This window comes from Nocardioides bruguierae, from assembly GCF_023656415.1.
GTDB lineage: Bacteria > Actinomycetota > Actinomycetes > Propionibacteriales > Nocardioidaceae > Nocardioides > Nocardioides bruguierae.
This window is the reverse complement of the sequence record NZ_JAMOIL010000011.1, coordinates 78,783-104,037: the sequence shown is the minus strand read 5'-3', so window position 1 is coordinate 104,037 and position 25,255 is coordinate 78,783. Positions and strand designations below refer to the sequence as shown.

22 protein-coding genes and 1 tRNA gene are annotated in these 25,255 nt (G+C 73.1%); 8 read left to right on the top strand and 15 right to left on the bottom strand.

The genetic code is table 11. From position 1 onward, the window contains the following. Positions 1-11: 11 nt before the first annotated feature. Positions 12-1,532 (bottom strand): potassium/proton antiporter, encoded by a 1,521-nt coding sequence (locus M8330_RS10250; protein WP_250827246.1) that lies wholly within the window; start codon positions 1,530-1,532, stop codon positions 12-14. 93 nt (positions 1,533-1,625) lie between these two features. Between M8330_RS10250 and M8330_RS10245 the strand changes: the two genes are divergently transcribed. From M8330_RS10245 to M8330_RS10225, 5 genes are all read left to right on the top strand, one after another. Next, positions 1,626-2,807, top strand: coding sequence for a pyridoxal phosphate-dependent aminotransferase (locus M8330_RS10245; RefSeq protein ID WP_250827245.1), 1,182 nt, complete (start codon positions 1,626-1,628; stop codon positions 2,805-2,807). A gap of 152 nt (positions 2,808-2,959) precedes the next feature. Further along, positions 2,960-3,286, top strand: a complete 327-nt coding sequence (locus tag M8330_RS10240) for a hypothetical protein (RefSeq protein WP_250827244.1) — start codon at positions 2,960-2,962, stop codon at positions 3,284-3,286. Further along, positions 3,283-4,557, top strand: a complete 1,275-nt coding sequence (locus tag M8330_RS10235) for an alpha/beta fold hydrolase (protein WP_250827243.1) — start codon at positions 3,283-3,285, stop codon at positions 4,555-4,557. The genes M8330_RS10240 and M8330_RS10235 overlap by 4 nt, the downstream gene beginning before the upstream one ends. 107 nt (positions 4,558-4,664) lie before the next feature. Beyond that, positions 4,665-5,714: an NAD(P)-dependent alcohol dehydrogenase gene (locus M8330_RS10230; protein WP_250827242.1), complete on the top strand. Its 1,050-nt coding sequence runs from the start codon at positions 4,665-4,667 to the stop codon at positions 5,712-5,714. Between the two features lie 158 nt (positions 5,715-5,872). Further along, the gene (locus tag M8330_RS10225; protein WP_250827241.1) at positions 5,873-6,628 is read left to right on the top strand and encodes a hypothetical protein; all 756 of its coding nucleotides are present in this window, start codon (positions 5,873-5,875) and stop codon (positions 6,626-6,628) included. 24 nt (positions 6,629-6,652) lie between these two features. Here the strand turns inward: M8330_RS10225 and M8330_RS10220 are convergent, their stop codons facing one another. Both M8330_RS10220 and M8330_RS10215 read right to left on the bottom strand, forming a co-directional pair. Then, complete coding sequence (locus M8330_RS10220) at positions 6,653-6,847, bottom strand: hypothetical protein (protein ID WP_250827240.1); 195 nt, start codon at positions 6,845-6,847, stop codon at positions 6,653-6,655. 151 nt (positions 6,848-6,998) lie between these two features. Next, positions 6,999-7,083 (bottom strand) — tRNA-Ser (locus M8330_RS10215). 195 nt (positions 7,084-7,278) lie between these two features. Here M8330_RS10215 and M8330_RS10210 point away from each other — a divergent pair. From M8330_RS10210 to M8330_RS10200, 3 genes are all read left to right on the top strand, one after another. Continuing rightward, a complete protein-coding gene (locus tag M8330_RS10210) occupies positions 7,279-8,484 on the top strand; it encodes a GAF domain-containing protein (protein WP_250053836.1) in 1,206 nt (401 codons plus the stop codon). A 143-nt stretch (positions 8,485-8,627) separates the two neighbouring features. Beyond that, positions 8,628-10,151: an acetaldehyde dehydrogenase ExaC gene (gene exaC, locus M8330_RS10205; RefSeq protein WP_250827239.1), complete on the top strand. Its 1,524-nt coding sequence runs from the start codon at positions 8,628-8,630 to the stop codon at positions 10,149-10,151. A gap of 54 nt (positions 10,152-10,205) precedes the next feature. Beyond that, positions 10,206-10,592 (top strand): DUF779 domain-containing protein, encoded by a 387-nt coding sequence (locus M8330_RS10200; RefSeq protein ID WP_250053832.1) that lies wholly within the window; start codon positions 10,206-10,208, stop codon positions 10,590-10,592. A gap of 128 nt (positions 10,593-10,720) precedes the next feature. Here the strand turns inward: M8330_RS10200 and M8330_RS10195 are convergent, their stop codons facing one another. The 12 genes from M8330_RS10195 to M8330_RS10140 form a co-directional block, all read right to left on the bottom strand. Then, positions 10,721-12,226 carry a malate:quinone oxidoreductase gene (locus M8330_RS10195; protein WP_250827238.1) on the bottom strand — a complete coding sequence of 502 codons (1,506 nt, stop codon included), beginning with the start codon at positions 12,224-12,226 and terminating at the stop codon, positions 10,721-10,723. Positions 12,227-12,579: 353 nt separating this feature from the next. Beyond that, positions 12,580-14,082: a mannitol dehydrogenase family protein gene (locus M8330_RS10190; protein WP_250827237.1), complete on the bottom strand. Its 1,503-nt coding sequence runs from the start codon at positions 14,080-14,082 to the stop codon at positions 12,580-12,582. Next, the gene (locus M8330_RS10185) at positions 14,079-14,978 is read right to left on the bottom strand and encodes a carbohydrate ABC transporter permease (RefSeq protein ID WP_250053826.1); all 900 of its coding nucleotides are present in this window, start codon (positions 14,976-14,978) and stop codon (positions 14,079-14,081) included. The genes M8330_RS10190 and M8330_RS10185 overlap by 4 nt, the downstream gene beginning before the upstream one ends. Beyond that, the gene (locus M8330_RS10180) at positions 14,975-15,973 is read right to left on the bottom strand and encodes a carbohydrate ABC transporter permease (protein WP_250053824.1); all 999 of its coding nucleotides are present in this window, start codon (positions 15,971-15,973) and stop codon (positions 14,975-14,977) included. The genes M8330_RS10185 and M8330_RS10180 overlap by 4 nt, the downstream gene beginning before the upstream one ends. A gap of 162 nt (positions 15,974-16,135) precedes the next feature. Beyond that, a complete protein-coding gene (locus M8330_RS10175; protein ID WP_250827236.1) occupies positions 16,136-17,497 on the bottom strand; it encodes an ABC transporter substrate-binding protein in 1,362 nt (453 codons plus the stop codon). A 286-nt stretch (positions 17,498-17,783) separates the two neighbouring features. Then, positions 17,784-18,548, bottom strand: coding sequence for a DeoR/GlpR family DNA-binding transcription regulator (locus M8330_RS10170; protein ID WP_250053820.1), 765 nt, complete (start codon positions 18,546-18,548; stop codon positions 17,784-17,786). A gap of 358 nt (positions 18,549-18,906) precedes the next feature. Beyond that, entirely contained in the window at positions 18,907-19,551 is a 645-nt protein-coding gene (locus tag M8330_RS10165) for a LutC/YkgG family protein (protein WP_250827235.1), read from the bottom strand. After that, complete coding sequence (locus tag M8330_RS10160; protein WP_250827234.1) at positions 19,548-21,095, bottom strand: lactate utilization protein B; 1,548 nt, start codon at positions 21,093-21,095, stop codon at positions 19,548-19,550. The genes M8330_RS10165 and M8330_RS10160 overlap by 4 nt, the downstream gene beginning before the upstream one ends. Then, the gene (locus tag M8330_RS10155; RefSeq protein ID WP_372490195.1) at positions 21,092-21,862 is read right to left on the bottom strand and encodes a (Fe-S)-binding protein; all 771 of its coding nucleotides are present in this window, start codon (positions 21,860-21,862) and stop codon (positions 21,092-21,094) included. The genes M8330_RS10160 and M8330_RS10155 overlap by 4 nt, the downstream gene beginning before the upstream one ends. Before the next feature lie 129 nt (positions 21,863-21,991). Then, positions 21,992-23,281 (bottom strand): FAD-binding protein, encoded by a 1,290-nt coding sequence (locus M8330_RS22435; RefSeq protein WP_250827233.1) that lies wholly within the window; start codon positions 23,279-23,281, stop codon positions 21,992-21,994. Positions 23,282-23,365: 84 nt separating this feature from the next. After that, entirely contained in the window at positions 23,366-23,623 is a 258-nt protein-coding gene (locus M8330_RS10145; protein WP_250827232.1) for a helix-turn-helix domain-containing protein, read from the bottom strand. A 22-nt stretch (positions 23,624-23,645) separates the two neighbouring features. Beyond that, positions 23,646-25,139 (bottom strand): rhamnulokinase, encoded by a 1,494-nt coding sequence (locus tag M8330_RS10140; RefSeq protein ID WP_250827231.1) that lies wholly within the window; start codon positions 25,137-25,139, stop codon positions 23,646-23,648. Between the last annotated feature and the right edge of the window lie 116 nt (positions 25,140-25,255).

The window sequence follows — 25,255 nt, the reverse complement described above, 5'->3', positions numbered from 1 at the left end:
GTAGCGCTGCCTCAGTCGCGTTCGGGCGTCCGCCGCGCGTCCTCCCGCAGCCAGCGCGCCAGGCGACCGCCGCGGCTGACCTGCCGCAGCCGGCGCTCCACGTCCTCGCGCACCGCGCGCGGGGTGACCAGCAGCAGGTGGTCGCCGTGCCGCAGCACGGTCCGCGGCTCGGGGACGACCATCTGGTCCCCCCGGATGATGAGCGAGACCGAGGCCCCCACGGGCAGCCGCAGCTCGGCCACCTCCACGCCGTGCATCCGCGAGGTGTCCGCGATGGTCACCTGCAGCAGGTCCGCGGCCAGCCGCTCCAGCGGCGCCGCCTCCAGCTCCAGGTCGCGGTGCCGCTCCGTGAGCGCGACGCCGAGCACCCGGGCCACGAACGGGAGCGTCGGGCCGGTCAGTGCCGTGTAGACGACCACCATCACGAAGACGAGGTCGAAGAGCCGCTCCGAGCCACCCACCCCCTCGGCCAGCGGGATGGTGGTGAGGACGACGGGCACGGCACCGCGCAGCCCGGCCCACGACAGGAAGGCCAGGTCGCGGGGGCGCATCGGTTGCGCCAGCGAGCTGACCGCCACGGAGACCGGCCTGGCCACCAGCGTGAGGATCAGCCCGGCCGCCAGCCCCAGCAGCACCTCGTTGAGGGTGACCCGGCTCGGCGAGAGCAGCAGGCCGAGCATCACGAACAGCCCGATCTGGGAGAGCCAGGCGATGCCCTCGGCGAACGAGCGGGTGGCGCCGCGGTGCGGCAGCTCGGAGTTGCCGAGCACCAGCGCGGCCACGTAGATCGCCGCGAACCCGCTGGTGTGGAGGCCGGCGGCCAGCCCGTAGGCCAGGAAGGTCAGCGTGATCACGGCCAGCGGGTACAGGCCGGCCGTGGGCAGGGCGACGCGGCGCATGAGCAGCGCCCCGCCGCGTCCGACGAGGAAGCCGACGAGCCCGCCACCGACGAGCTCGGCGAGGATGATCAGCCCCACCACCAGCGGGTGGTGGTCACCCACGGCGCCGGTGGAGACGAGCGTGACCAGCACGACCGTGGGGGCGTCGTTGAGGCCGGACTCGGCCTCCAGCGCACCGGTGAGGCGGCGCGGCAGCGGCACGACGCGCAGCACCGAGAACACCGCGGCGGCGTCGGTCGGCGAGCAGACCGCGCCCAGCAGGATCGCCACGGGCCACGACAGCCCCAGCACGTAGTGCCCGGCCAGCGCCATGATCGTCACCGAGACACCGATGCCGACGGTGGCCAGCGAGACGCCGATCCGCAGCGAGCCGCGCAGGTCGCGCCAGCCGGTGGTGAGACCGCCCTCGGCCAGGATCACCGCCAGCGCGGCGAAGCCGAGGGCGTGGGCCGCGGAGGCGTCCTCGAACTGGATGCCGAGCCCGGACTCGCCCAGGGCGACGCCCATGAGCAGGTAGAGCAGCAGCGAGGGCAGCCCGACGCGGGAGGAGACCCGCACCGCGAGGATGGCCAGGAGCGTCACGGCCGACCCGACGAGCAGGAAGCTGTCGAGCTGGTGGACGTCGAGGCTCACGGGGCACCCCTGGCGGTCTCGGCTACGGGGTCCGATCCTAGCCAGCGCGGGTGCGGCACCGACGGGGGTGTCCACCGGTCGTAGCCTGCGGGCGTGAGCCGCTTCGAGGTCGCCTCCCGCGCCAACGTCCCGCCCTTCCACGTCATGGACGTGCTCGAGGCCGTCGCCGCCCGCCGCCGGGCCGGTCTCGAGGTGGTCGACATGGTGGCGGGGCAGCCCGGCACGGGCGCACCCCGGGCGGTGGCGGACGAGGCGGTCCGGCTGCTGCGGTCGGGCGACCCGCTCGGCTACACCCCGGCCGTGGGCGTCCTGGAGCTGCGCGAGGCCATCGCGGCCCACCACGCCCGGGTGCACGGCATCGAGGTCTCCCCCGACGACGTGGTGGCGACCACCGGCTCCTCCGGCGGCTTCCTGCTCGCCTTCCTCGCCGCCTTCGAGGCCGGCGACCGCGTCGCGATGGCCAGCCCCGGCTACCCCTGCTACCGCAACGTCCTCCAGGCGCTGGGCTGCGAGGTCGTCGACCTCCCGACCGGGCCGGAGACCCGCTTCCAGCCGACCGTCGAGATGCTCGAGGCGGCCGGCCCGGTGCAGGGCCTCGTGGTGGCGAGCCCCGCGAACCCGACCGGCACGATGCTGCTGCCCTCGGAGCTCGCGGCGCTGGCCACCTGGTGCGAGGAGCACGGCGTGCGGCTGATCTCGGACGAGATCTACCACGGCATCGAGTACGCCCCGCTGGACGGCGGAGCGCCGCTGGCTCGCACGGCCTGGGAGACCTCCCGCGAGGCCGTGGTCTTCTCCTCCTTCTCCAAGTACTTCTCGATGACGGGCTGGCGCATCGGCTGGATGCTCGTGCCCGCCGGCCTGCGTCGCGCCGTCGACGTGCTCACCGGCAACTTCACGATCTGCCCGCCGGTGCTGGCCCAGCGGGCGAGCCTGGCCGCGTTCACCGACGACGCCTACGCGGAGCTGGACGGGCACGTGCACCGCTACGCCGAGAACCGGCACCTGCTGCTCGAGGGCCTCACCGACCTCGGCCTCGGCGACCGGCTGGCGCCCGCCGACGGCGCCTTCTACGTCTACGCCGACGTCTCCCACCGCACCGACGACTCCCTGGCCTACGCCCGGCACCTGCTCGAGACCACCGGCGTCGCACTGGCGCCCGGCGTCGACTTCGACCCGGTGCACGGCAACCGCTTCCTGCGGTTCAGCTTCGCCGGCACCCGTGCCGACGTCGAGGAGGGGCTGCGGCGGCTCGCGCCGCACCTGCGCGCCTGAGCCACCCGTCGTCCACAGGCGGCCCCCGCAGCACGGTTCTCCCCCGCACTGCCCCGACCCCTGCCGCCACGAGGCGTGGCGGCGGAGCCTGGAGGCACGACCCGAGCGACGGGCCGAGCCCGTGACGCCGGGCGGAGGAGACGAGGTGCCCCGTGGCCGGACCCCTGGACCTGCCCCTGCCGGACCTGCCCGGCGACCTGTCCGCCGTCGCCGCGACGCTGCGCTCGCGCGCCGCGGTGCTCGACCTCGAGGGCGAGCACGTGCGCGGTGGGCTGGCCGCCCCCGGGTGGGCGGGCGAGGCCGAGCGCGCCTGGTCGGCGCGTGCCCGGGACCGGCTGGACGAGCTGGAGCGGTGCGCGGCGCTGCACCGGGCCGCGGCCGTGGTGCTCGACCGGCACGTGGAGGACCTGCGCCGGCTGCGGGCGAGCCTGCTCGCCGCCCGCGAGCTGGTGGAGGGCGCCGTGCGGGGCGTGGCGTGAGCGAGCCGCACGTCACCGGCGGCGTCGCCGGCCTCGAGGCCACCTGGGACCGGCTCGAGGACCTGGCCGCCACCGAGCGAGGGCTGGCCGCCGCCCTGGCCGGCCTGGCCGACGCGACCCTCGCGGACGCTGCCCACCCGGCCCTGCTGGGCAGCCTCGCCGTCAGCCCCGTCTCGGGGGCCAGGGCGGAGGCGGCACTCGCGGAGGCGGCCCTGGCCACCCGGTCGTGCGCGGCCGGCTACGACGCCGACGCCGAGGCCCTCGAGCGGGTGCTCCTGCTGCTGCGCACGGCGGACGCCGGCGCCCGGCTGCTCCAGGAGTCGCTGCTCGCCCGGCTCGGCTGGTGCGTGGTGCCGGCCGCGGGCGCGCTGGGCGTGGCCACGGCACTGGGCGACCCGGACGCGCTGACGCGACACCCGGGCCTCGTGCAGGACGCCTTCGCCACCGCCCCCGGACCGCTGGGCACGGCCGCCGCCGCCCGAGCGCTGGGGCTCGCCTACGCGGACCCGCCCGTGACGGTCCACCGCCGGCCCGACCTCGAGCGCGAGGGCTCGCGCGACGCGGGCGACCTGCGCGACGTCGTGGCGCGCCTCGGGGAGCTGAGCGCCCTCTCCGACGCCGCGCACCCCGAGAACGACGGCACCCTCGAGGTGCAGACCTTCACCGCCACCGACGGGACGGTGCGGCACGTGGCCTACCTGCCCGGCACCGACGACATGACCACGCTGCCGTGGACCGCCGACGCCGACGTCCGCGACATGGGCACGAACCTGCGGCTCGTCGGCGGCCTGCCCAACGGCTACGCCGACGGCGTCGTCCAGGCCCTGCGACAGGCCGGCGTGCGGCCGGGCGAGCCGGTGCTGCTCGCCGGGCACTCCCAGGGTGGGCTGGTGGCCGCGCAGCTGGTGGCGCACGCCGAGGAGACCGGGCTCGCGCTCGACCGTGCCGTGACTCTGGGCGCCCCGGTGGCCGGCACCGACGTGCCACCGGGCAGCCTCGTGCTCAGCCTCGAGAACGCCGGTGACGTGGTGCCGCAGACCGACGGCGGCGCCAACCCGGCAGACCCGGGGCACGTCACCGTCGTCGCGGACGGCGGCGGCGCCGGCGTCACGGGCCACCACGGCTTCGAGGCCTACGGGCGGGTCGCGGGCGCGGCCGACGCCTCGACGCACCCGTCGGTGACGCAGGCGCTGACGCAGCTGCGCGAGGCCGGGTTCCTCACCGGCACGGCCGCGACACGCACCCGGGTCCTGCAGGTGGAGCGCCGGTGAGCACGCACGTCCGGCCGATCCGGGACAGAGGCCTCTACCTCTTTTTCTCCGACAGATGTAGTTTGATGTCGAGATACTTTCCCGACATCACACCGAGGTGACCCACGATGAAGGCTGTCGTCTTCGACCAGTTCAAGACCTTCCCGACGCTCAAGGACGTCGAGAAGCCGACCCCCGGCCCGGGCGAGGTGCTCCTCAAGGTCGCCGGCGCGGGCGCCTGCCACTCCGACGTCGCGATCTTCAGCGAGTTCACCGAGGACTTCGGGCCGGCCCAGATGAAGCCGTCCTTCACGCTCGGCCACGAGAACTCCGGCTGGATCGAGGAGATGGGCCCGGGCGTCGAGGGCTTCGAGAAGGGCGACGCCTTCCTGGTCTACGGCCCGATCGGCTGCGGCCACTGCAAGGCCTGCTCCCGCGGCCAGGACACCTACTGCGAGAACGCCGCCGGCATGCGCTACCTGGGCACCGGCCTGGGCCGGGACGGCGGCATGGCCGAGTACATGGTCGTCCCGGCCCGCAACCTGGTGCCGCTGGGCGAGGCCGACCCGGTGGCCGCCGCGCCCCTCTCGGACGCCGGCCTCACGCCGTACCACGCGATCAAGAAGTCGCTGCACCTGCTGGGCGGCGGTGACAAGTTCGCGCTGGTCATCGGCCTGGGCGGCCTCGGTCAGCTCGCCGTGCAGATCCTCACGGCGCTGACCGGCGCCACCGTCATCGCCACGGACACCAAGGAGGAGGCGATGAAGGCCGCCGAGGCCCGCGGCGCCGTCATCGTGCCCGGGGGCGAGGGCCAGGCCGAGAAGATCCGCGAGATCACCGGCGGCAAGGGCGTCGACGCCGTCGTCGACCTCGTCGGCGTCGGCCCGACCATCGAGCTCGGCATGTCGGTCGCCGCCTCGCAGGGCCGCGTGACCGTCGTCGGCATCGCCGGCGGCAACTACCAGTGGAACTTCTACACCACGCCCTACGAGACCGAGCTGGCCAACACCTACTGGGGCACCATCGAGGAGCTCCACGAGGTGGTCGCCCTCTACCGCGCCGGCAAGATCGAGCCGGACGTCCAGGTCTACGCCATGGACGAGGCGCTGCAGGCCTACCACGACCTGCACGACGGCAAGCTCTCCGCGCGTGCCGTGGTGGCACCGCACGGTCGCTGAGCACCGGTAGCCGCAGGCCGTCGGCCGGGGCGGGGGCGCGCGACGCGTCCCCGCCCCGGCTGCCGTCCGGGCTCGCGAGCCGGAGCACCCGACCGTCCGGCCACCCTGACGCGCGTGCGAGGATCGGGGACCCACCGTCTCGGACAGGACCCGCCGCCATGACCTCGCACCTCTCCCCGGACGACCACACCGGGCAGCGCCCCACCGCGAAGCGCCTGCTCGGCTCGCTGGCCCTGGTCGGTGTCCTGGTCCTCAGCAGTGCCTGCAGCGGCGACGGCACGGCCGACGGCGACCCGGGCGGCACGACGGCCGCGCTCCCCTCGGCTCCCTCGACTTCCTCGTCGGGCTCGTCGGGCTCGTCGGACTCGTCCCCGAGCAGCGAGGCATCGGACCCCGCCCAGGGCACCGCCGAGGGCACCGCGTTCTCCTGGTCCGAGGACGGCGACACGTCCCAGTGCCTGTCCGGCGGCGACCGACCGTTCGACCTCGGCTTCTACGAGATCACCACCGAGCTGACCGAGCCGGCCACCGACGTGCGGGTCTCGCTGGCGGACGCCACCGGCGTCACCAGCCCCGACAGCCGCTGGATGCCGGCCACGGAGTTCTCCTTCCCCGTGAGCGGCACGGTCCGGTGGGCCGCTCGGGAGCGGGTCCTGACCAGGCAGGACGTGCGGTACCCGTTCGACTACGCGGCGGGCACCGACCTGTCCACGGGTCAGCGGGACCTCGAGGCCGGCGAGGAGGGCACGTTCCTCGTCCAGGTGCAGCGCATCCCCGGCGGGGCCGTCGTGGACGGCCTCACCGGCGCGTTCACCGGGTACGAGGTCAGCTACACGGACGAGGCGGGCGAGCGGGTCCAGCAGGTCTTCCGTTCACCCACGTCCTTCGCGGTCCGTTCCCGTAGCTGTCCCTGACCCCGGGAGCCCCGACGCCGAGCCTCAGCCGCGGGCGGGCACGCTGGCGCGGGCGGCCCACACGAGGGCGCCCATCGCGACGGTGCGCGCCTGGCCCGCCCCGCGGGCGAGCAGGTAGCCCGTCACGCCACCGGTGACGACGCCGCCGACGAGCGCACGCCCCAGGGGCGGGCGGTGCGAGGTGCGGCGCTGACGGACGGGGGCGACGGGCGGGCGCATCGGGGGCTCCTCCGGGGATCGAGGTCGGGTCGGCTCAGCGACCGGTACCCCGGCACAACGCCGGTGAACCACCAGATGTTGCGAGACCCGGCTCACCCGGGAACGGCAGGAGCCCCGGACCGAGGTCGGTCCGGGGCTCCTGTGCTGGCTGCGGTGGCGGTGGGATTTGAACCCACGGTGGGTTTCCCCACACATCATTTCGAGTGATGCACCTTCGGCCTCTCGGACACGCCACCGCGGAGAACATTACGGGAGAGCGCAGGTCGGGCGAAATCGGGCCCCGGCGCCACCCGCCCTCCCTGCACGGCCCCCTGCGACCCCGGGCTGCAACGTCGACGCAACCACACGGCCCGCACCCTCGGCCCAGGAACGTGAGACCGCGGTCACACGCAACCATGGCGGGGAGGCGCGTCCTGATGTTCACTGTGACCATGACGGAGCAGTCGGGCGGCGAGAGCATGCGCGCCGACGTGGCCGAGTCCTGGCAGCGTTCCGCCGCCGCCGGCGTCCGCTCGGACGCGGTGGAGGCACCCGTCCTCATCACCGACTCCGACCTGCGCGACATGCGCGAGGCGCACCCCCTCGCGCGGGTCTTCCCGCTGCTCGACGACGTGCTCGGCCAGGCGGTCCGCGACTGCGACGCGGTGATGGCCGTCGGCGACGCCAGCGGCAACCTGCTGTGGCTGTGCGGCGGCACGAGTACGCTGCGCAAGGCCGAGTCGATCGGCTTCGTGGAGGGCAGCAACTGGGACGAGCGGCTCGCCGGCACCAACGCGCCCGGCCTGGCCCTGGCCACCGGGGCCCCGGCCACCGTCACGCGGCGCGAGCACTTCCGCTCGGCGGTGCAGCCGTGGTCGTGCGTGGCCACCCCGATCCACGACCCGGCCACCTCGCAGCTGCTGGGCGTCCTCGACATCACCGGCGGCGACCAGGTGGTCGTGCCGCAGACGATGGCGATGGTCCGCGCCGCCGCCCGCCTCGCCGAGGCCGAGCTCGCCCGCGAGCAGGCCGCCGCGCCGCGTCCGGTCTCGCAGCACGGGCTGCGCCTGATGATCGAGGCCCTCGGCCGTGCCGAGGCCCTGGTCACCGTGGACGACGGACGGGGCTCGGTCTCCACGCTGCGGCTCAGCCCCCGGCACAGCGAGATCCTCACGCTGCTGGCCGCGGCACCCCAGGGCATGTCCGGAGACGAGCTCTCCGTCCTGCTCTACGAGGACGACGGCGCCTCCTCCACGCTGCGCGCGGAGCTGAACCGGCTTCGCGGCCTCCTGGGCGACGAGCTGCTGGCCTCCCGCCCCTACCGGCTCGCGGCCGGCGTGAGCAGCGACTGGCTGGCGGTCGAGGCGCAGCTGGCGGCCGGTGACCTGCGCGGGGCGATGCGCTCCTACCGCGGACCGATGCTGCTGCGCTCGACGGCGCCGGGCGTCGTCCGCCTGCGCGAGTCCCTGCAGCACTCGCTGCGCCACGCGCTGCTGCGCAGCCACGAGCCCGACCTGATGTCCACGTGGACCCGCTCGGCCTGGGGCCGCGACGACTACGAGATGTGGATCGCCCAGCGGGCCGCCGTCGGGCGCACCTCGCCGGTGCTCCCGCTCATCGAGGGCCAGATCGCGCGCCTCGACGCCGAGCTCGGCTGACTCCTCCACGCGACCTGGGCGCCTCTGACCTGGACGCCTCTGACCTGGGCTGATCGCCGGCAACGTCCGCGCAACCTGGCCGGTCGTAGTGTGTGACTGTCGTCACAGCCGACGACGCGTCCACTCGTACGAGGAGCATGAAGATGACCGTCTACGCAGCGCCCGGAGCCCCCGACTCCCTCGTGTCCGTCAAGAGTCGCTACGACCACTACATCGGCGGCGAGTGGGTGGCCCCGGTCAAGGGTCAGTACTTCGAGAACATCTCGCCGGTCAACGGCAAGCCGTTCACGGAGATCGCCCGCGGCACGGCCGAGGACATCGAGGCCGCCATCGACGCCGCCCACGCCGCAGCCGAGAAGTGGGGCAAGACCTCCACCACCGACCGCGCGAACGTCCTGCTCAAGATCGCCGACATCATGGAGGCGAACCTCGAGACGATCGCCGTCGCCGAGTGCTGGGAGAACGGCAAGCCGGTCCGCGAGACCCTCGCCGCCGACATCCCGCTCGCGGTCGACCACTTCCGCTACTTCGCCGGCGTGCTGCGCGCCCAGGAGGGCAGCATCGGCGAGATCGACGCCGACACGGTGGCCTACCACTTCCACGAGCCCCTCGGCGTCGTCGGTCAGATCATCCCGTGGAACTTCCCGATCCTCATGGCCACCTGGAAGCTCGCGCCGGCCCTGGCCGCCGGCAACTGCGTGGTGCTCAAGCCCGCCGAGCAGACCCCGTGGTCGATCCTGAAGGTCATCGAGCTGATCGCCGACGTGCTGCCGGCCGGCGTCGTCAACGTCGTCAACGGCTTCGGCGTCGAGGCCGGCAAGCCGCTGGCCTCCAGCTCGCGCATCGCCAAGATCGCGTTCACCGGCGAGACCACCACCGGCCGCCTGATCATGCAGTACGCCTCGCAGAACATCATCCCGGTGACCCTGGAGCTGGGCGGCAAGAGCCCGAACATCTTCTTCGACTCGGTCGCCTCCTCCAACGACGCCTTCTACGACAAGGCGCAGGAGGGTTTCGCGATGTTCGCCCTCAACCAGGGCGAGGTCTGCACCTGCCCGTCGCGGGCGCTCGTGCAGCAGTCGATGTACGCGGACTTCATGTCCGACGCCGTCACCCGCGTCGAGAAGATCATCCAGGGCAACCCGCTGGACACGAACACGATGATCGGCGCGCAGGCCTCCAACGACCAGCTCGAGAAGATCCTCTCCTACATCCAGATCGGCAAGGACGAGGGCGCCAAGGTCCTCACCGGTGGCGAGCGCAACGTGCTCGACGGTGACCTGGCGGAGGGCTACTACGTCACCCCGACCATCTTCGAGGGCGACAACTCGATGCGGATCTTCCAGGAGGAGATCTTCGGCCCGGTCGTGTCGGTGACCTCGTTCAACGACGAGGCGGACGCGCTCAAGATCGCCAACGACACTCTCTACGGCCTCGGCGCCGGCGTGTGGTCGCGTGACGGGGCCCAGGCCTTCCGCGCCGGCAAGGAGATCAAGGCCGGCCGCGTCTGGACCAACTGCTACCACGCCTACCCGGCCCACGCCGCGTTCGGTGGCTACAAGCAGTCGGGCATCGGCCGCGAGAACCACAAGATGATGCTCGACCACTACCAGCAGACCAAGAACCTGCTCGTCAGCTACTCCCCCGACGCCCTCGGGTTCTTCTGACAGGTACTGAGCGCAGCGAAGTACCTGTGATGGTGGTCGAGCGAGGAGGAACCGATGACTGACCGGAGCACGCTGGACATGGTCGACGTGACGGACGCGGCCGCGGAGCTGGTCCGCACGCTGACCGAGGCGAACGGGCCGGTGATGTTCCACCAGTCCGGTGGCTGCTGCGACGGCTCGGCGCCGATGTGCTACCCGGACGGGGACTTCATGCTCGGCGACTCCGACGTGCACATCGGCGACCTGGACGTCGGGCTCGAGCGAGCCGTGCCGGTGTGGATGTCGAAGGCCCAGTACCAGTACTGGTCGCACACCCACCTCACCATCGACGTCGTGAAGGGCCGGGGTGCCGGCTTCTCGCTGGAGGCCCCGCACGGGGTCCGGTTCCTCATCCGCTCACGACTCATGACCGACGAGGAGGCGCTGCGCGTGCACGGCTGAGCACGCGCGGCGTCCGTCGGCCCCGCCGGGCACCAGGGGTACCGGCCCCGGCACGAACGAGACCCCCGGGAGCAGCGTGCTCCCGGGGGTCTCGGTGCGTTCAGGCCCGGCAGACCAGGCCCGGCGGATCAGGCAGGAACCGCGTCCCGCACGCGCTCCGGCGGGAGCGCCAGGCCGAGGCTCTCGGCGGTGCGGGTCATGATCTCGTGGGCGCGGGCCGGGTCCTCGGAGAGACGCTCGCCGTGGCTGGGCACCATGGCCTCCAGCGCGGGCTTCCATCCGGCCCACTGCTCGGGGAAGCAGCGCTCGAGCACGGTCAGCATGATCGGGGCGGCGGTCGAGGCGCCCGGCGAGGCGCCGAGCAGGCCGGCGATCGAGCCGTCGGCGGAGGTGATGACCTCGGTGCCGAACTGCAGGACGGCGCCCTTGCCCGGGACGTTCTTGACGACCTGGACGCGCTGGCCGGCAGTGATCAGCTCCCAGTCGTCGGCCTGCGCGGCCGGGACGAAGTTGCGCAGCTCGGAGAGCTTCTTGCGGCGCCCGGCCAGCACCTCCTTGACCAGGTAGACCAGCAGCGACAGGTTGCGCAGGCCCACCTGCACCATCGGCCACATGTTGTGCGGCCGCACGGAGCGGATCAGGTCCAGGTTGGAGCCGGACTTGAGGAAGCGGGGCGACCAGCCGGCGTAGGGGCCGAACATGACCGACGGCTCGCCGTCGACGACGCGGGTGTCCAGGTGCGGCACCGACATCGGCGGGGCGCCGACGGCGGCCTTGCCGTAGACCTTCGCGTGGTGCTGGGCCACCAGCTCGGGGTTCGTGGTGCGCAGGAACTGGCCGGAGACGGGGAAGCCGCCGAAGCCCTTGATCTCGGGGATGCCGGAGCCCTGGAGCAGCTGGAGCGCGTAGCCACCGGCCCCGACGAAGACGAAGCGGGAGCGGTGGACGACGGTCTCGCCACCGTCGGTGGGGCGGCAGGCGACCTCCCAGAGCCCGTCGTCGCCGCGGGTGACGGAGCGGACCTCGGTGCCCAGGTCGAGCGTGGCGCCACCGTCGACCATGGCCGAGGTGAGGTGGCGGGTGAGGGAGCCGAAGTCGACGTCGGTGCCGGCCGCGGTCCAGGTGGCGGCGATGGGCTCGGACGGGTCGCGCTGCTCGACGAGGGCGGGCGCCCAAGCGGCGATGGTGGCGCGGTCCTCGCTGTACTCCATGCCCACGAACAGCGGGTGCTCGCGCAGCGCCTCGTAGCGGCGGCGCAGGTACTCCACGTTCTCGGCGCCCCACACGAAGCTCATGTGCGGGGTCGGGTGGATGAAGGAGGAGGGCTCGGGCAGCTTGCCGGACTCCACGAGGAAGGACCACAGCTGGCGCGAGACCTGGAACTGCTCGTTGACGTCGACGGCCTTGGCGATCTCGACGGAGCCGTCCGCGTTCTGCGGCGTGTAGTTGAGCTCGCACAGGGCGGCGTGGCCCGTGCCCGCGTTGTTCCACGCGTCCGAGCTCTCGAGGGCGACCGCGTCCAGCCGCTCGACGACACGGATCTTCCACTCCGGCTCGAGCTGCCGCAGCAGCGTGCCCAGGGTGGCGCTCATGATGCCACCGCCGATCAGGACGACGTCCGATACCTCAGCCATGCCTTCCATTACCGGACCCTGTGACTCTCGGCCTGTCGCCGGGGGCCCTGCGACCCCCACTTTCTGTGACCCACCTCTCACCTGGGGGTTTCCGCTGGTAGCACGTGCCAGTACCGAGGGGCCCCCTTGTCCCGACAGTCGTTCACCGACGTCCGACCTCCGGACGAACGGGGCCTCCCGCGGGCCCTACGACCACCGGTCTGGACCACCACTGGATCGGCACGGAAATGCAGTGAAATTCATGCCCCCCGGACGCGACGACGCCCCGCACGGACCCGCTCCCGGGGCCCGTGCGGGGCGTCCTCCGACCGCTGACCTGCCCGGATGCAGGGTCGGGCGCCAGCGGCCGCTCCTCAGCGCCGGGCCCACTCCTCCAGGGTCGTCCGGGCGCCGTGCTCGTGCAGGCTGCGCAGGGCCTCGAGGTAGGGGCCGGTGAACCGCTCGTCCTCGGCGAGGTCGCCGAAGAGCGCCGGGTCGCGCAGGAAGGCCAGCTCGTCGGCGTCGGGCCCGGTCTGCCGGGCGGCGCGCGCCATCACCTGCTCCTTGCGACGGTCGACCACGTCGATCGACTGCCCCGCCTCGTCCACGCCCTCGGCGTAGCGGGCCCACGAGGCGACGACGAGCGCCGCCTCGTCCACGGCCCCGCCGGCGGCGAGCCGCGCGGTGATCACCGGGACGAGCCACTTCGGGATACGGTCGGAGGACTCCGCGCACAGGCGGGCGAGGGTGTCGCGCACCTCGGGGTTGGCGAAGCGCTCGATCAGCTGCCGGCGGTAGGCGGCCAGGTCGACCCCGGGGACCTCCGCGAGCGTGGGCGTGCCCTCGTTCGTCATGTAGCGCAGCAGGAAGTCCACGAACAGCGGGTCGGTGCAGACCTCGTGGGCGTAGCGGTAGCCGGCCAGGTAGCCGACGTAGGTCAGCGCCTGGTGGGAGGCGTTGAGCAGCCGCAGCTTCATCAGCTCGTAGGGGACGACGTCCTCCACGACCTGCACGCCGACCTCCTCGAAGGCCGGGCGACCCAGGGGGAAGTGGTCCTCCAGCGCCCACTGCGTGAACGGCTCGCAGACCACCGGCCACCCGTCCTCGACCCCGAAGCGCTCGGCCAGGGCCGCACGGTCCGCGTCGGTGGTGACCGGGGTGATCCGGTCGACCATGGAGTTCGGGAAGGCCACCTCGGCCTCGATCCAGTCCGCCAGGTCGGCGTCGCGCAGCCGGGCGAAGGCGGCGATCATCTTGTGCGCGACCTCGCCGTTGCCCTGGATGTTGTCGCAGCTCATCACGGTGAACGGCGGCACGCCCGCGGCGCGGCGACGCGCGAGAGCCTCCACCACGAAGCCGAACGCGGTCACCGGCAGGGTCGCGTCCCCGACGGGCACCGCGAGGTCGTGCTGGAGACCGTCGTCCTCGGCGTCGAGCTCACCGGTGACCTGGTTGACGTGGTAGCCGCCCTCGGTGACGGTCAGCGACACGATCCGCGTGCTCGGCGCGGCCATGAGGTCGACGACCTCCTGGCCCCGGGACGGGGCGTGCAGGTAGTCCACGATCGAGCCGATCACGCGGGGCTCCAGGGAGCCGTCCGGGTGCTTGACCACGAGCGTGTAGAGGCCGTCCTGGACCGCCATGACCTCGGCCATCCGGGCGTCGCCGGGTAGCACCCCGACGCCGGTGATGCCCCAGTCCTGCGCGCCACCGGCCTGCATCAACCGGTCGACGTACATGGCCTGGTGGGCGCGGTGGAAGCCACCCACGCCGACGTGGACGATGCCGGTGGTCACCGCCGAGCGGTCGTAGCCGGGCACGGGGACACCGAGCCCGGCGATCTCGTCGAGGGTCTGGTGCGAGAGGTGGGTGGTCACTTGACGGCTCCCAGGGACAGACCGCGGACCAGCTTGTCCTGGGCCGCGAAGCCGGCGATGAGGACGGGCAGGGACACGAGCGTCGCGGCGGCGCAGAGCTTGGCCAGGAACAGGCCCTGGCTGGAGATGAAGCCGACCAGGAAGACCGGCGCCGTCGCCGAGACGGTGGCGGTGAGGTTCACCGCGAACATGAACTCGTTCCAGCTGAAGATGAAGCAGATCAGGGCGGTGGCCGCGAGGCCGGGGCTGATCATCGGCGTGACGATGCTCCACATCGTCCGCAGGAAGCCGGCGCCGTCGACCTGCGCGGCCTCCAGCACCTCCTTCGGGATCTCCGCCAGGAAGCTCTGCATCATCCACACGGCGATGGGCATGTTCATCGCCGTGTAGAGGATGACCAGCGTGTAGATGTTGTCGAGCATCCCGACCTGCTTGACGATCAGGTAGATCGGCAGCAGCGCCGCGATCGGCGGCAGGAACTTGGTCGAGAGGAAGAAGAACATCGCGTCCGTCCACTTCTCGATCGGCCGGATCGAGAGGGCGTAGGCCGCCGGCACCGCCAGGGCCAGCACCAGGACCGTGGAGATCACGCTCGCCATCAGCGAGTTGAGCAGGTAGACGCCCGCACCTCGGTCGAAGACCGCGAGGTAGTTGTCGAGGCTCACCGGCGCGAAGAGGGACGGCGGGTTGGTGGCCGCGTCGACCTCGCGGTGCAGCGAGGTGAGCACCATCCAGCCGACCGGGGCGAAGAACAGCAGCGTGAGGACCCAGGCCAGGGTCGCCCAGCGCCAGCCGGCGCGCTCGGGGTCGGCGCCCTTGCGGGGCTTGCGACCGCCGGGGGTGGCGGCCTTGGTGTCGGGCAGGGTCGGGCTCGTGGAGGGAGTCAGGGTGCTCATCGGCTGTGCTCCTCGGTGAACAGGGACGAGATCGTGCGCAGCGCGAAGGTCGCGACGATGATCGTGCCGATGACGACCACGACGCCGGCCGCGGCGGCCTCGCCGTACTCGTACTTGCGGAACATCGTCAGGTAGATCTCGTAGGGCAGGTTGGTCGTCGCCGAGCCGGGCCCGCCCTGGGTGATGGTGAAGATGGCGTCGAACGTCTGGAGCACGTAGATAGAGCCCAGCAGCGTCGACAGCTCGATGTAGCGCCGCAGGTGCGGCAGCGTGATGAAGCGGAAGATCTGCATGCCGGAGGCGCGGTCGAGGCGGGCCGCCTCGAGCACGTCGGTGGGCTGCGACTGCAGGCCGGCGAGCAGGATCAGCATCATGAACGGCGTCCATTGCCACACCAGGGCGGCGACGACCGCGATCATCGGGGTGCCCGACACGTAGTCGATCACCGGGCCCTCCTCGGCCCCGAAGAGCTGCCAGACCCAGTTGAGGACGCCGTTGAACAGGCCGTAGTCCGGGTTGTAGAGCGCGTGCTTCCAGATCAGCGCGGAGGCCACCGGCATCACCAGGAACGGGGCGATGAGCAGGGTGCGGGCCACGCCGCGGCCCGGGAACTTCCGGTCCAGCAGGACGGCGAGCAGCAGGCCCAGCAGCATCGAGACGACGACGACCGAGACGGTCAGCACGATCGTGTTGATCACCGCGTCGCGCAGGCGGGAGTCGGTGAAGACGGTGGCGTAGTTGCCGAGGCCCGCGAACGACTCGAAGTTCCCCATCCCGAGGAAGTTCTTGTCGCCCGGGCGCAGGACGTTCCAGTTCAGCGTGGAGATGGCGATCGTCAGCAGGAACGGCAGCTGCGTGACGACGATGGTGAAGATCAGGGCCGGCATCAGCGGGCCGCGGCGGGTCCAGCGCTCACGGCTGGAGAGCTGGCGCGCGGGCGGTGCCGGGGGCTGGTCGGGCGTGGGTTCGACCTCGCGGTCGAGGGTGCTGGTCATGGGTGCTTCCTCCCGGGGAGCGCGGGCGGTGGAACTGCGGGTTCAGCCGGATTCAGCCGGATTCAGCCGGGGTCGGCTGGGACGGCCCGGGTGCGGCGGGGTCTCCCACCGCACCCGGGCCGGGTCGGGGCGTCAGCGCGTCAGGGACGTCACGCGGCCGGGTCAGCGGTAGTTGGCGGCGACTTCCTCGGCGAGGGCCTGGCCGTCGGCCAGCGCGTCCTCGACGGTGCCGTCGCCCGCGATCACCGCGGAGATCTCCTGGCTGACCTTGGTGCCGAGGTCCGCGAACTCCGGGATGCCGACGAACTGCACGCCGACGGTCGGACGGGGCTGCACGCCCGGGTTGATCGGGTCGGCCTCCTCGATGGACTGCAGCGTGATCGGGCCGAAGTCACCGGCAGCCTCCTCGTACTCCGGGATGGAGTAGGTGGACTCGCGCTTGCCGGCGGGGACGCGGGACCAGCCGAGCTGCTCACCGACGATCTGCTCGTACTCCGAGGACGTCGCCCACTTCATGAACTCGGCGGCGGCGTCCGCGTTCTGGGTGGTCTCGGGCATCGCCCAGGACCAGGTCCACAGCCAGCCCGAGGAGTCGGTCTCCATGGTCGGGGCGAAGGCGTAGCCCACGTTGCCGGCGATGCCGGAGACGCTCGGGTCCTCCAGGGAGCCGGCGGCCGAGGTGGCGTCGTACCACATGGCGACCTTGCCCTGGCTCATGGCGTTGAGGCACTCGGTGAAGCCGGCCTGCGAGGCGCCCGCCTCGCCGTGCTTCTTGACCAGGTCCACGTAGAAGTTCACGGCCTCGGTGAACTCGGGGCTGTCGACCTGCGCCTCCCAGTCCTCGGTGAACCAGGTGCCGCCGAAGGTGTTGACCACCGTGGTCAGCGGCGCGAACATCTCGCCCCAGCCCGGGAGGCCGCGCAGGCAGATGCCCTTCATGCCCTTCTCGGCACCGTCGACCTTCGCCGCGACGTCCGCGACCTCGTCCCAGGTGGGACGCTCCGGCATCGTCAGCCCCTCCTTCTCCAGGACGTCCTTGCGGTACATCAGGAAGGAGGACTCGCCGTAGAACGGCAGGGCGTAGAGCGCGTCGTCGTAGGACAGCGACTCCACCATCGGCTCGAGCAGGTCGTCGGCGTCGTAGTCGCTGTCGTCGGCGACGTAGGAGTCGAGCGGCTTGAGCCAGCCGTTCTGGGCCCAGATCGGCACCTCGTAGGCGCCGACGGAGACGACGTCGTACTGCCCGGCCTGGGTGGCGACGTCCTGGGTGACCTTGTCGCGCAGCTCGTTCTCCGGGAGGATCGTGTAGTTCACGGAGATGCCGGTGTCGGCGGTGAACGTGTCCTCGGTCAGCTGCTCGATGTCCTGCATCTGCGGGTTGCCGACCATGATCACGGTGATCTCGTCGGCACCGTCGGTGCCGGCCGAGCCGCCGCCGCCCGCGCCGGCGCAGGCCGTCAGCGTCATCCCGGCGGCCAGGCCGGCCACGGCCAGGGTGGCGATCCTCTTCTTCGAGTTGCCCACTTGCTTCCCTCTCCTCGGTCAGGGTCCCCGGTCGCAGGCGCGACCGGCCGGGCGGCCGGCGGGGCCCCGCCCGGCCCCGGGGTGGGGTGGGGGGCCCGCCGGCCCGGGGGGGGGGGGGGGGGGGGGGGGCCCAGCAGCTGCTGGTGGGGCCCCCGGGGCGCCCCCCTCGGGGGGCCGGGCCCCGGGGCCCCGCCGCCCCCCCCCGGCCGGCCGTCGTGCCACGGCCGGACCAGGTGTTGCGATGGCTCCCCGTCGTGCCGGCGGGGAGGTGTGCGGTGCAGGGGCGCTAGACGCGCACCACCTGCGGCCCGAGCGCGGCGTACCTCTGCGTCTCGCTCGAGCTGAGGCCGGTGTCGGTCACCAGGGCCTCGAAATCCGTGATGCGGGCGAACCGGCAGAAGCTCGAGACGCCGAACTTCTTGCTGGTGCCGATGAAGACCCGGCGGCGCGAGCGCTGGACCACCAGGCTCTTGACGGCCGCGACGGCCGGGTCGGGCGTGGTCAGCCCGTGCTCGCGGCTGACCCCGTTGGCCCCCAGGAAGGCCAGGTCGATGACCAGGCCGTCGAGCATCTGGGTGGCCCAGTGGTCGACGGTCGCCATGGTGCGCGAGCGCACCCGACCGCCGAGCAGCAGCACGGTGACCTCGGCCTGCTTGGCGAGGGCGTGCGCGGTGAGCAGAGACGAGGTGACCACCGTGATCGGGGAATCGGGCACGAGCGCCTCGGCGACGAACTGGGGCGTGACGCCCTCGTCGACGTAGACGGTCTCGGCGCCCTGGAGCCGCTCCGCCGCGGCCGCGGCGATCCGGCGCTTCTCGATCACCTGGGAGGTGGCCCGCTGGACGACGTCGGTCTCGTAGCCGGCGCTCTCCACGGGGTAGGCCCCACCGTGCACCCGCTGCACCACGCCGCGGTCGGCGAGGTGGCGCAGGTCGCGGCGGATGGTCTCCGGCGCGACGTCGAGCTCGGTGGCCAGGACGGCGACGTCGACGCGGCCCTCGGCACGGGCGCGGGCCAGGATCTCCCGCTGTCGTGTCACTGCCTCGTGCATGGTCACCTCCCCGGCTCGTCCGGTCCCCCCGGACCGCTCTGCGACCGATCACGCCCGGACGGTCATCCGGGCCGCGTGATCGGCGTCACTGCCCGAGAAGTATGCGCCGTGACCTGGGCCACAGACCAGTCCGAGAGCGGGGATGGGCGTGCCCGAGTGGTGCCTGGTTGAAACACGCGCTGCCGCTGCTGAGCGTGAGGAGCCGGTACAGACCTCACCCGATTCTCAGGCTCGCGGGCCCGACGACGCCCGTTCGGTCATCTGCGCCGTGGCCGGGATCGGGCGCGACCGGGGGCCGGCACGCCCGGTCGGACCCCGATCGGGCACACCTGTCGGTCAACGTGACCGACGCCCAGACTCAGGCCTCGCCGTCGACCAGCAGGACGTGCAGGGTGCGGGGGCCGTGGACGCCCTCGACCCGGTCGAGCTCGATGTCGCTGGTGGCGGACGGGCCGCTGATCCAGGTGAGCGGCTGTCCGGCGCCTACCGCCCCCGCGAGCCGGGCGACGGCCTCGGGGACGTCGGGCACGACCTGGTCGGTGCGCACGACGCACACGTGCCGGTCGGGCACGAGGCTGAGCGCCCGACGGCCCTGGCCGGCGGTGTGGTCGAGCACGATCGTGCCCGTCTCGGCGATGCCCACGGCCGAGAGCGTCACGACCGCGTCGCAGCCGTCCAGCTCGGCCGCGCTGAGCAGTCCCTCGTCCTCCGTGACCGGCACGGGCAGGGCGGCGGCCAGCTCGACCGGCAGCCCGGTGGGCACGAGCACCTTCTGGCCGGGTGCGAAGAGCCCCTCCAGGTGCGCGGGCAGGTCGGCAGCGGAGACCCGCTCGACGACGGCCTTGTAGTCCACGACCCGCTCGACGAACACGTCGAGCACGTGGGCCTCCTCGGCGCCGGTCAGCGCGGAGGTCACCGGCGGCACGACCGGCTCGGGCGTCGGGGTGACGTCGGCGAGCGCACTGCGCACGCGCCCCAGGATGGCCTCGCGGGCGGCGCTCATCGCCCCTCCCCCTTCGTCTCGGTGCCGGTCGAGGTGCCGGTCGTGGTGCCGCCGTCCGTGCGTGCCCACCACTCGCGGAAGGACTCGGCGGGCGGGGCGGGCAGGTCGCGGGCACCCGTCCAGGCGACAGCCGGGCCCGCGAGGCGGCCGGCGGTGGGGCGGCCGCCCGGGTAGGACGACTTCGAGAGCCGCGCGAGCACCCTGCCGGAGAGGCCGGAGGCCTTCTCGACCAGGCCGAGCCGGGAGGCGTCGCTGAACGCCCAGGCCGCACCCTTCATGGCGATGGCCTCGGCCTTGGGCGGGAAGTCCCCGCGGTGGCCGTCCACCACCTTGGTGCGCAGGTGGACGAGCACCTCGGGGATGTCGATGCGCACGGGGCACGCCTCGAAGCAGGCCCCGCACAGCGAGGACGCGTAGGGCAGCGAGTCGTTCTGCTTGTCTCCTTGCCCCTTGAGCAGCGGGTTGAGGATCGCGCCGATCGGGCCGGGGTAGACCGAGCCGTAGGCGTGGCCGCCGGCGCGCTCGTAGACCGGGCAGACGTTGAGGCACGCCGAGCAGCGGATGCAGCGCAGCGCCTGGCGGCCGACCTGGTCGGCCAGCGCGTTGGTGCGGCCGTTGTCGAGGAGCACGACGTGCACCTCCTGCGGGCCGTCACCAGGAGTGATGCCGGACCAGGTGGAGGTGTAGGGGTTCATCCGCTCGCCGGTGGACGAGCGCGGCAGCAGCCGCAGCAGCGGGTCGAGCTCGGCGAAGGTGGGCACGACCTTCTCGATGCCGACGACGCTGACGAGGACCTCGGGCAGGGTGAGGCACATGCGACCGTTGCCCTCGGACTCGACGACGACCAGCGTGCCGGTGTCGGCGACGGCGAAGTTGGCGCCGGAGACGCCGACCTTCGCGCGCAGGAACTTCTCGCGCAGGTGCTCGCGGGCGGCAGCGGCCAGCACGGCGGGCTCGTCGGTGAGGTCGGCCGGCGCGGGGCGTCCGACGTCCTTCATCCGGCGCAGGAAGATCTCGCGGACCTCCGCGCGGTTGCGGTGGATCGCGGGGACGAGGATGTGGCTGGGCAGGTCGTCGGCGAGCTGGACGATGAGCTCGGCGAGGTCGGTCTCCCAGGCGGCGATGCCCTCGGCCTCGAGCGCCTCGTTGAGGCCGATCTCCTGGGTCACCATCGACTTGACCTTCACGACCTCCTCGGCCGCGTGCTGCTTGGCCACGGCCGCCACGATCGCGTTCGCCTCGGCGGCGTCGCGGGCCCAGTGGACGATCGCGCCCGCCCTCGTCAGCGACTCCTCGAGCTGCACCAGGTGGGTGCCCAGGTCGTCGAGCGCGCGCTGCTTGACGGCGGCGCCGGCCAGGCGCAGGTCCTCCCAGCCGCCGGGGGCGCCGGCGGCGTGACTGGCCTCGACCTCCTCGACGAGCCGGGCGCGCTTGCCGCGGATGACGCCGGTGGCGTGCGCCAGGTTGTGCCGCAGCTGGGTGTCGCCGAGCGCGGCGCGGGCCGCGGTCGGGAAGGCCGGCATGCCGACGAAGGTGCCGCTCATGCGCTCACCCCGTCCTCGCTCGGAACGGCTGCGGGGGCGTCCTCCGTGCTGGCCAGGATCTCCGCCAGGTGCATGACGCGGACGCCGGCCTGCTGGCGCGAGAGCGTGCCGCCGATGTGCATGAGGCAGGAGTTGTCGCCCGCGACCAGCACCTCGGCGCCGGTCTCGCGGACGTGACGTGCCTTGTCGGAGCCCATGGCCACCGAGGTGTCGCTGTTCTTCACCGCGAAGGTGCCGCCGAAGCCGCAGCACTCCTCGGCGCCGGGCAGCTCGCGCAGGCGCAGCCCGCGCACGTTCTCCAGCAGCTGCTTCGGGCGGTCACCGACGCCCAGCATCCGCAGCGAGTGGCAGGTCGGGTGGTAGGTCACGGTGTGCGGGAAGTAGGCGCCCAGGTCGGTGACGCCCAGGACGTCGACGAGGAACTCGGAGAGCTCGTACGTCTTGGGGGACGTCTCGGCGACCGCCGCCTGGAGCGCCGGGTCGCCCGAGCGCTCGGCGACCAGCCCGTGCTGGTGCCGAGCGCAGCCGGCGCACGAGCCCGACGGCGTGATGATCGCGTCGTAGCCGGCGAAGGCCTCGGTGAACGTGCGGACCACCGGCACTGCCTCGTCCAGGTAGCCGGTGTTGACCATCGGCTGCGAGCAGCAGGTCTGCGAGGCCGGGAACTCCACGTCCACCCCCAGCCGGCGCAGGAGCCGGACGACGGCCTTCCCGGTGTCCGGGAACATCGCGTCGTTGATGCACGTGACCATGAGGGCGACCCGCACGGCACTCCTCTCCTCGGGGCCGCACCCGGGAGCCCCGGGGCGGCCGACGCGTCCACCGTACGCGCGTTGAAACGTTACAAGCCTGCCTGCGACCCTAGGTGAGCGCGGTCACACGGTCAAGTGGGCCGCTCAGACGAGACCGAGGCGCTCGAGGTAGGCGTTGGTGAAGCACCCGTCGGGGTCGAGGGCCCGACGCTGGGTGACCCAGTCACCGGCGCGCTCCCACAGGCCGAGGTCCACCGGCCGGGTGAACGTCTTGCCCCAGTGCGGGCGCGGGGCGAACGGCGCGAGGGCCTCCTCGACGGCGGCGACCACCGCCCAGCGCTCGGGCACGTCGCGCCAGGTGAAGTGCACGGCCAGCGAGTGCCGGCCGGCCGAGCCGCTCAGCCACAGGTCGTCGGCGGCCACGGTGCGCAGCTCGGAGGTGGAGAGCACCGGGGCCAGGAGCGGCTCCAGCGCGCGGACGGCCGCGATCGCCCCGGCGGCGTCCCCGAGCGGGACGAACCACTCCGACTGGTCCTCGTGGCCGAAGCTCGGGTCGCCGTCGGGCGGGAAGTGCGGCAGCCGGGTGTACCAGGGGCCGACGCTGCCGCGCGGGGTCAGGTGCTCGTCGGCGCCCAGCAGCGCGGACGGCGCGCGGTCGGGCTGGGCGGGGCCGAGCAGCGCCTCGACCTCCTCGGGTGGGCGGCGGTCGTCGGTGCGGTGCTTGACGATGACGTCGCCCACGGCCCCCTCGCCCCCACCCGGCACGGGCTCGTCGCGCCACCGGGTGAAGACGCTGACGCTGTAGCCGGCGCCGAGCACCGCCAGCGGGTCGGCCAGCAGCGTCTCCCACGTGACGCCCGGGTGGATGTCCTGCACGACGTCGTAGGTCGGCCGGAGCGCGAGCTCGACCTCGGCGATCACGCCGGTCGCCCCGAGGCCGACGACCATGCCGCCGAACCCGGGCTCGCCCCGGCGCACGGTGTGCAGGTCGCCGTCCGGCAGCACCACGCTCAGCGCCGTGACGGACGAGGGCACCACCCGGTTGCCCACGCCCGAGCCGTGGGTGCCGGTGGAGACCGCGCCCGCCACGCTGATGTGCGGCAGCGAGCCCGTGTTCGGCAGCGCCCAGCCGGCCTCGTGCATGGCGGGCAGGGCGGTGACGTAGGCCGTGCCGCCACCGACCGTGCACGTGCCGGCCTCGGCGTCGACCCGCACGTGGTCGAGCCGGGCGAGGGAGACCTGGCTGCCCGGGGTGTCCGGCCCCTCGTTGAACGAGTGCGCCGTGCCGAGCACCCGCACCCGGGCCGAGCCCGCCACCACGCGGCGCAGCTCGTCGAGGTCGGCGGGCTCGACGAACGCGCCGCGGGTGTAGCGGTGGTTGCCCGACCAGTTGCGCTCGCGGCCGCCGTCGGCCGCCGTCGTCCACCCGCTCACGGCTGCTCCTCTCGCGCCGCCCCCGTGGCGGCGGTCACAGGGTAGGGCGCGCGAGGGGCGGGGGTCAGCCCGGGGAGGGCGACCTCAGATGAGCCCGGCGCGCACGGCCCACACGACCGACTCCATGGTCGTCTCGACCCCGAGGTGCTCCCCCACGGCACGGACGCGGCGGCGCACGGTGCGCACCGACATGCCCACCTCGCGGGCCACCGCCTCGATCGTCAGCCCCTGCGCCATCAGCGAGAGCAGCCGCAGGTCCTCGCGGTCCGGTCGCCACGGCTCGCGACGCGCACCGGCGCCCGAGCCGCAGTCGCTGCGCGGTGCGCAGGTGCCGACGCCCACCTCGTCCTCCGGCCGTCGCCCGTCAGCGGGCGAGCCGGGCCTCCGCGGCGTCCCAGTCCAGGCCGGGTGCCGGCTCGTAGCGACCCAGCTCGTGGGTGCGGCGCACCAGCGCGCGCATCGCGGCCAGGTCCGGCAGGTCCACGCCGAGCGCCCGGGCCTGCACGAGGACGTTGCCCAGCGCCGCGGCCTCACCCGGCCCGGCGAGCACCGGCACCCCACAGGCGTCCGCGGTGAGCTGGCACAGCAGCTGGTTGTGCGAGCCGCCACCGACGACGTGCACGACGGAGAAGCCGCGGCCGGCGATGCGGGCGGCGGTGCGCAGCTGCACCCGGTAGGCCAGGGCGAGGCTGTCCAGGATCGTCCGCGCGATCTCCACCGGCGTCTCGGGCACCGGCTCGCCGGCCTCGCGGGCCAGGTCCTGGATGCGGGCCGGCATGTCCCCGGGAGGCAGCAGGCGGGCGTCGTTGATGTCGACCACGGTCCGCAGGGGCTCGGCGTCCTCGACGGCGGCGAGCAGGCTGACCAGGTCGGTGCCCGGCACGCCTCGCTCGGCCCACCGCTTCATCGACTCCGAGAGCACCCACAGGCCCATGACGTTCTTGAGGAACCGGATCGTGCCGTCCACGCCGCCCTCGTTGGTGAAGTCGGCCAGCCGCGCCTCCTCGGTGAGCACCGGCTCGTCCAGCTCCAGGCCGACCAGCGACCAGGTGCCCGAGGAGACGTAGGCGAAGTCCTCGTCGGCGGCCGGAACGCCCACCACCGCGGAGGCGGTGTCGTGGCTGCCCACGGCCACGACGGGCACCTGCGCGCCCTCCGGCAGCCCGATGGCCTCGGCGATGCCGGGGAGCAGGTGGCCGACGACCGAGCCCGGGTCCCGCAGCGGGGGCAGGACGCCGGGGCGCAGCCCGACCTTCTCGACCAGGTCGGCCGCCCACGAGCCGGTGGTGGCGTCGTAGAGCTGGGTGGTCGAGGCGTTGGTGCGCTCGGCGCCCTGTGCGCCGGTCAGCCAGTAGCCGAGCAGGTCGGGCAGCATCAGCAGGGTCTCGGCCTGCTCGAGCGCCGCGGTGCCGCGGGCGGCGGCGACCTGCCACAGCGTGTTGAACGGCAGCTGCTGCAGGCCGGTCGTGGCGTAGAGCTCGGCCGCGTCGAAGCCGGAGCCCGGGTCGGCGAGCAGCTGCTCGGCCAGCCCGTCGGTGCGGCTGTCGCGGTAGGTGTAGGGGTTGCCCAGCAGCCGACCGTCGCGGTCCAGGAGGCCGTAGTCGACGGCCCAGGAGTCGATGCCGATCGCGTCGAGGCGTCCGGTGGCGACGATCCTGGAGAGGCCCACGAGGATCTCGCGGTGGATGCCCAGCACGTCCCAGAACAGGCCGTCGTGGGCGCGCACTCCCCCGTTGGGGAAGCGGTGGACCTCCTCCAGGTGCAGCGACGTCGGCGAGACCGTCGCGACCATGATCCGGCCGCTGGTGGCGCCGAGGTCGACGGCCGCGACACGCATCGCGGTGCTGGGGCTGCTCATGGTGCTCGGTCCTCGCAGTTCTTCGGTGGGCGGTGCGCCGCACCCGCCGGCCGGCCCGGGTCAGGGGGCCGGCTCGGCGGGTGCGGGTGGTGCGGTCCTCCCCCGGCCGTCGCCGG

Coding starts and splice junctions, on each gene's coding strand:
- M8330_RS10210 (WP_250053836.1), top strand. CDS start 7,279: ATGACGGAGCAGTCGGGCGGCGAGAGCATGCGCGCCGACGTGGCCGAG.
- M8330_RS10185 (WP_250053826.1), bottom strand. CDS start 14,978: ATGAGCACCCTGACTCCCTCCACGAGCCCGACCCTGCCCGACACCAAG.
- M8330_RS10165 (WP_250827235.1), bottom strand. CDS start 19,551: ATGAGCGCCGCCCGCGAGGCCATCCTGGGGCGCGTGCGCAGTGCGCTC.
- M8330_RS10140 (WP_250827231.1), bottom strand. CDS start 25,139: ATGAGCAGCCCCAGCACCGCGATGCGTGTCGCGGCCGTCGACCTCGGC.
- M8330_RS10225 (WP_250827241.1), top strand. CDS start 5,873: ATGACCTCGCACCTCTCCCCGGACGACCACACCGGGCAGCGCCCCACC.
- M8330_RS10160 (WP_250827234.1), bottom strand. CDS start 21,095: ATGAGCGGCACCTTCGTCGGCATGCCGGCCTTCCCGACCGCGGCCCGC.
- M8330_RS10200 (WP_250053832.1), top strand. CDS start 10,206: ATGACTGACCGGAGCACGCTGGACATGGTCGACGTGACGGACGCGGCC.
- M8330_RS10180 (WP_250053824.1), bottom strand. CDS start 15,973: ATGACCAGCACCCTCGACCGCGAGGTCGAACCCACGCCCGACCAGCCC.
- M8330_RS10195 (WP_250827238.1), bottom strand. CDS start 12,226: ATGGCTGAGGTATCGGACGTCGTCCTGATCGGCGGTGGCATCATGAGC.
- M8330_RS10230 (WP_250827242.1), top strand. CDS start 4,665: ATGAAGGCTGTCGTCTTCGACCAGTTCAAGACCTTCCCGACGCTCAAG.
- exaC (WP_250827239.1), top strand. CDS start 8,628: ATGACCGTCTACGCAGCGCCCGGAGCCCCCGACTCCCTCGTGTCCGTC.
- M8330_RS10170 (WP_250053820.1), bottom strand. CDS start 18,548: ATGCACGAGGCAGTGACACGACAGCGGGAGATCCTGGCCCGCGCCCGT.
- M8330_RS10220 (WP_250827240.1), bottom strand. CDS start 6,847: ATGCGCCCGCCCGTCGCCCCCGTCCGTCAGCGCCGCACCTCGCACCGC.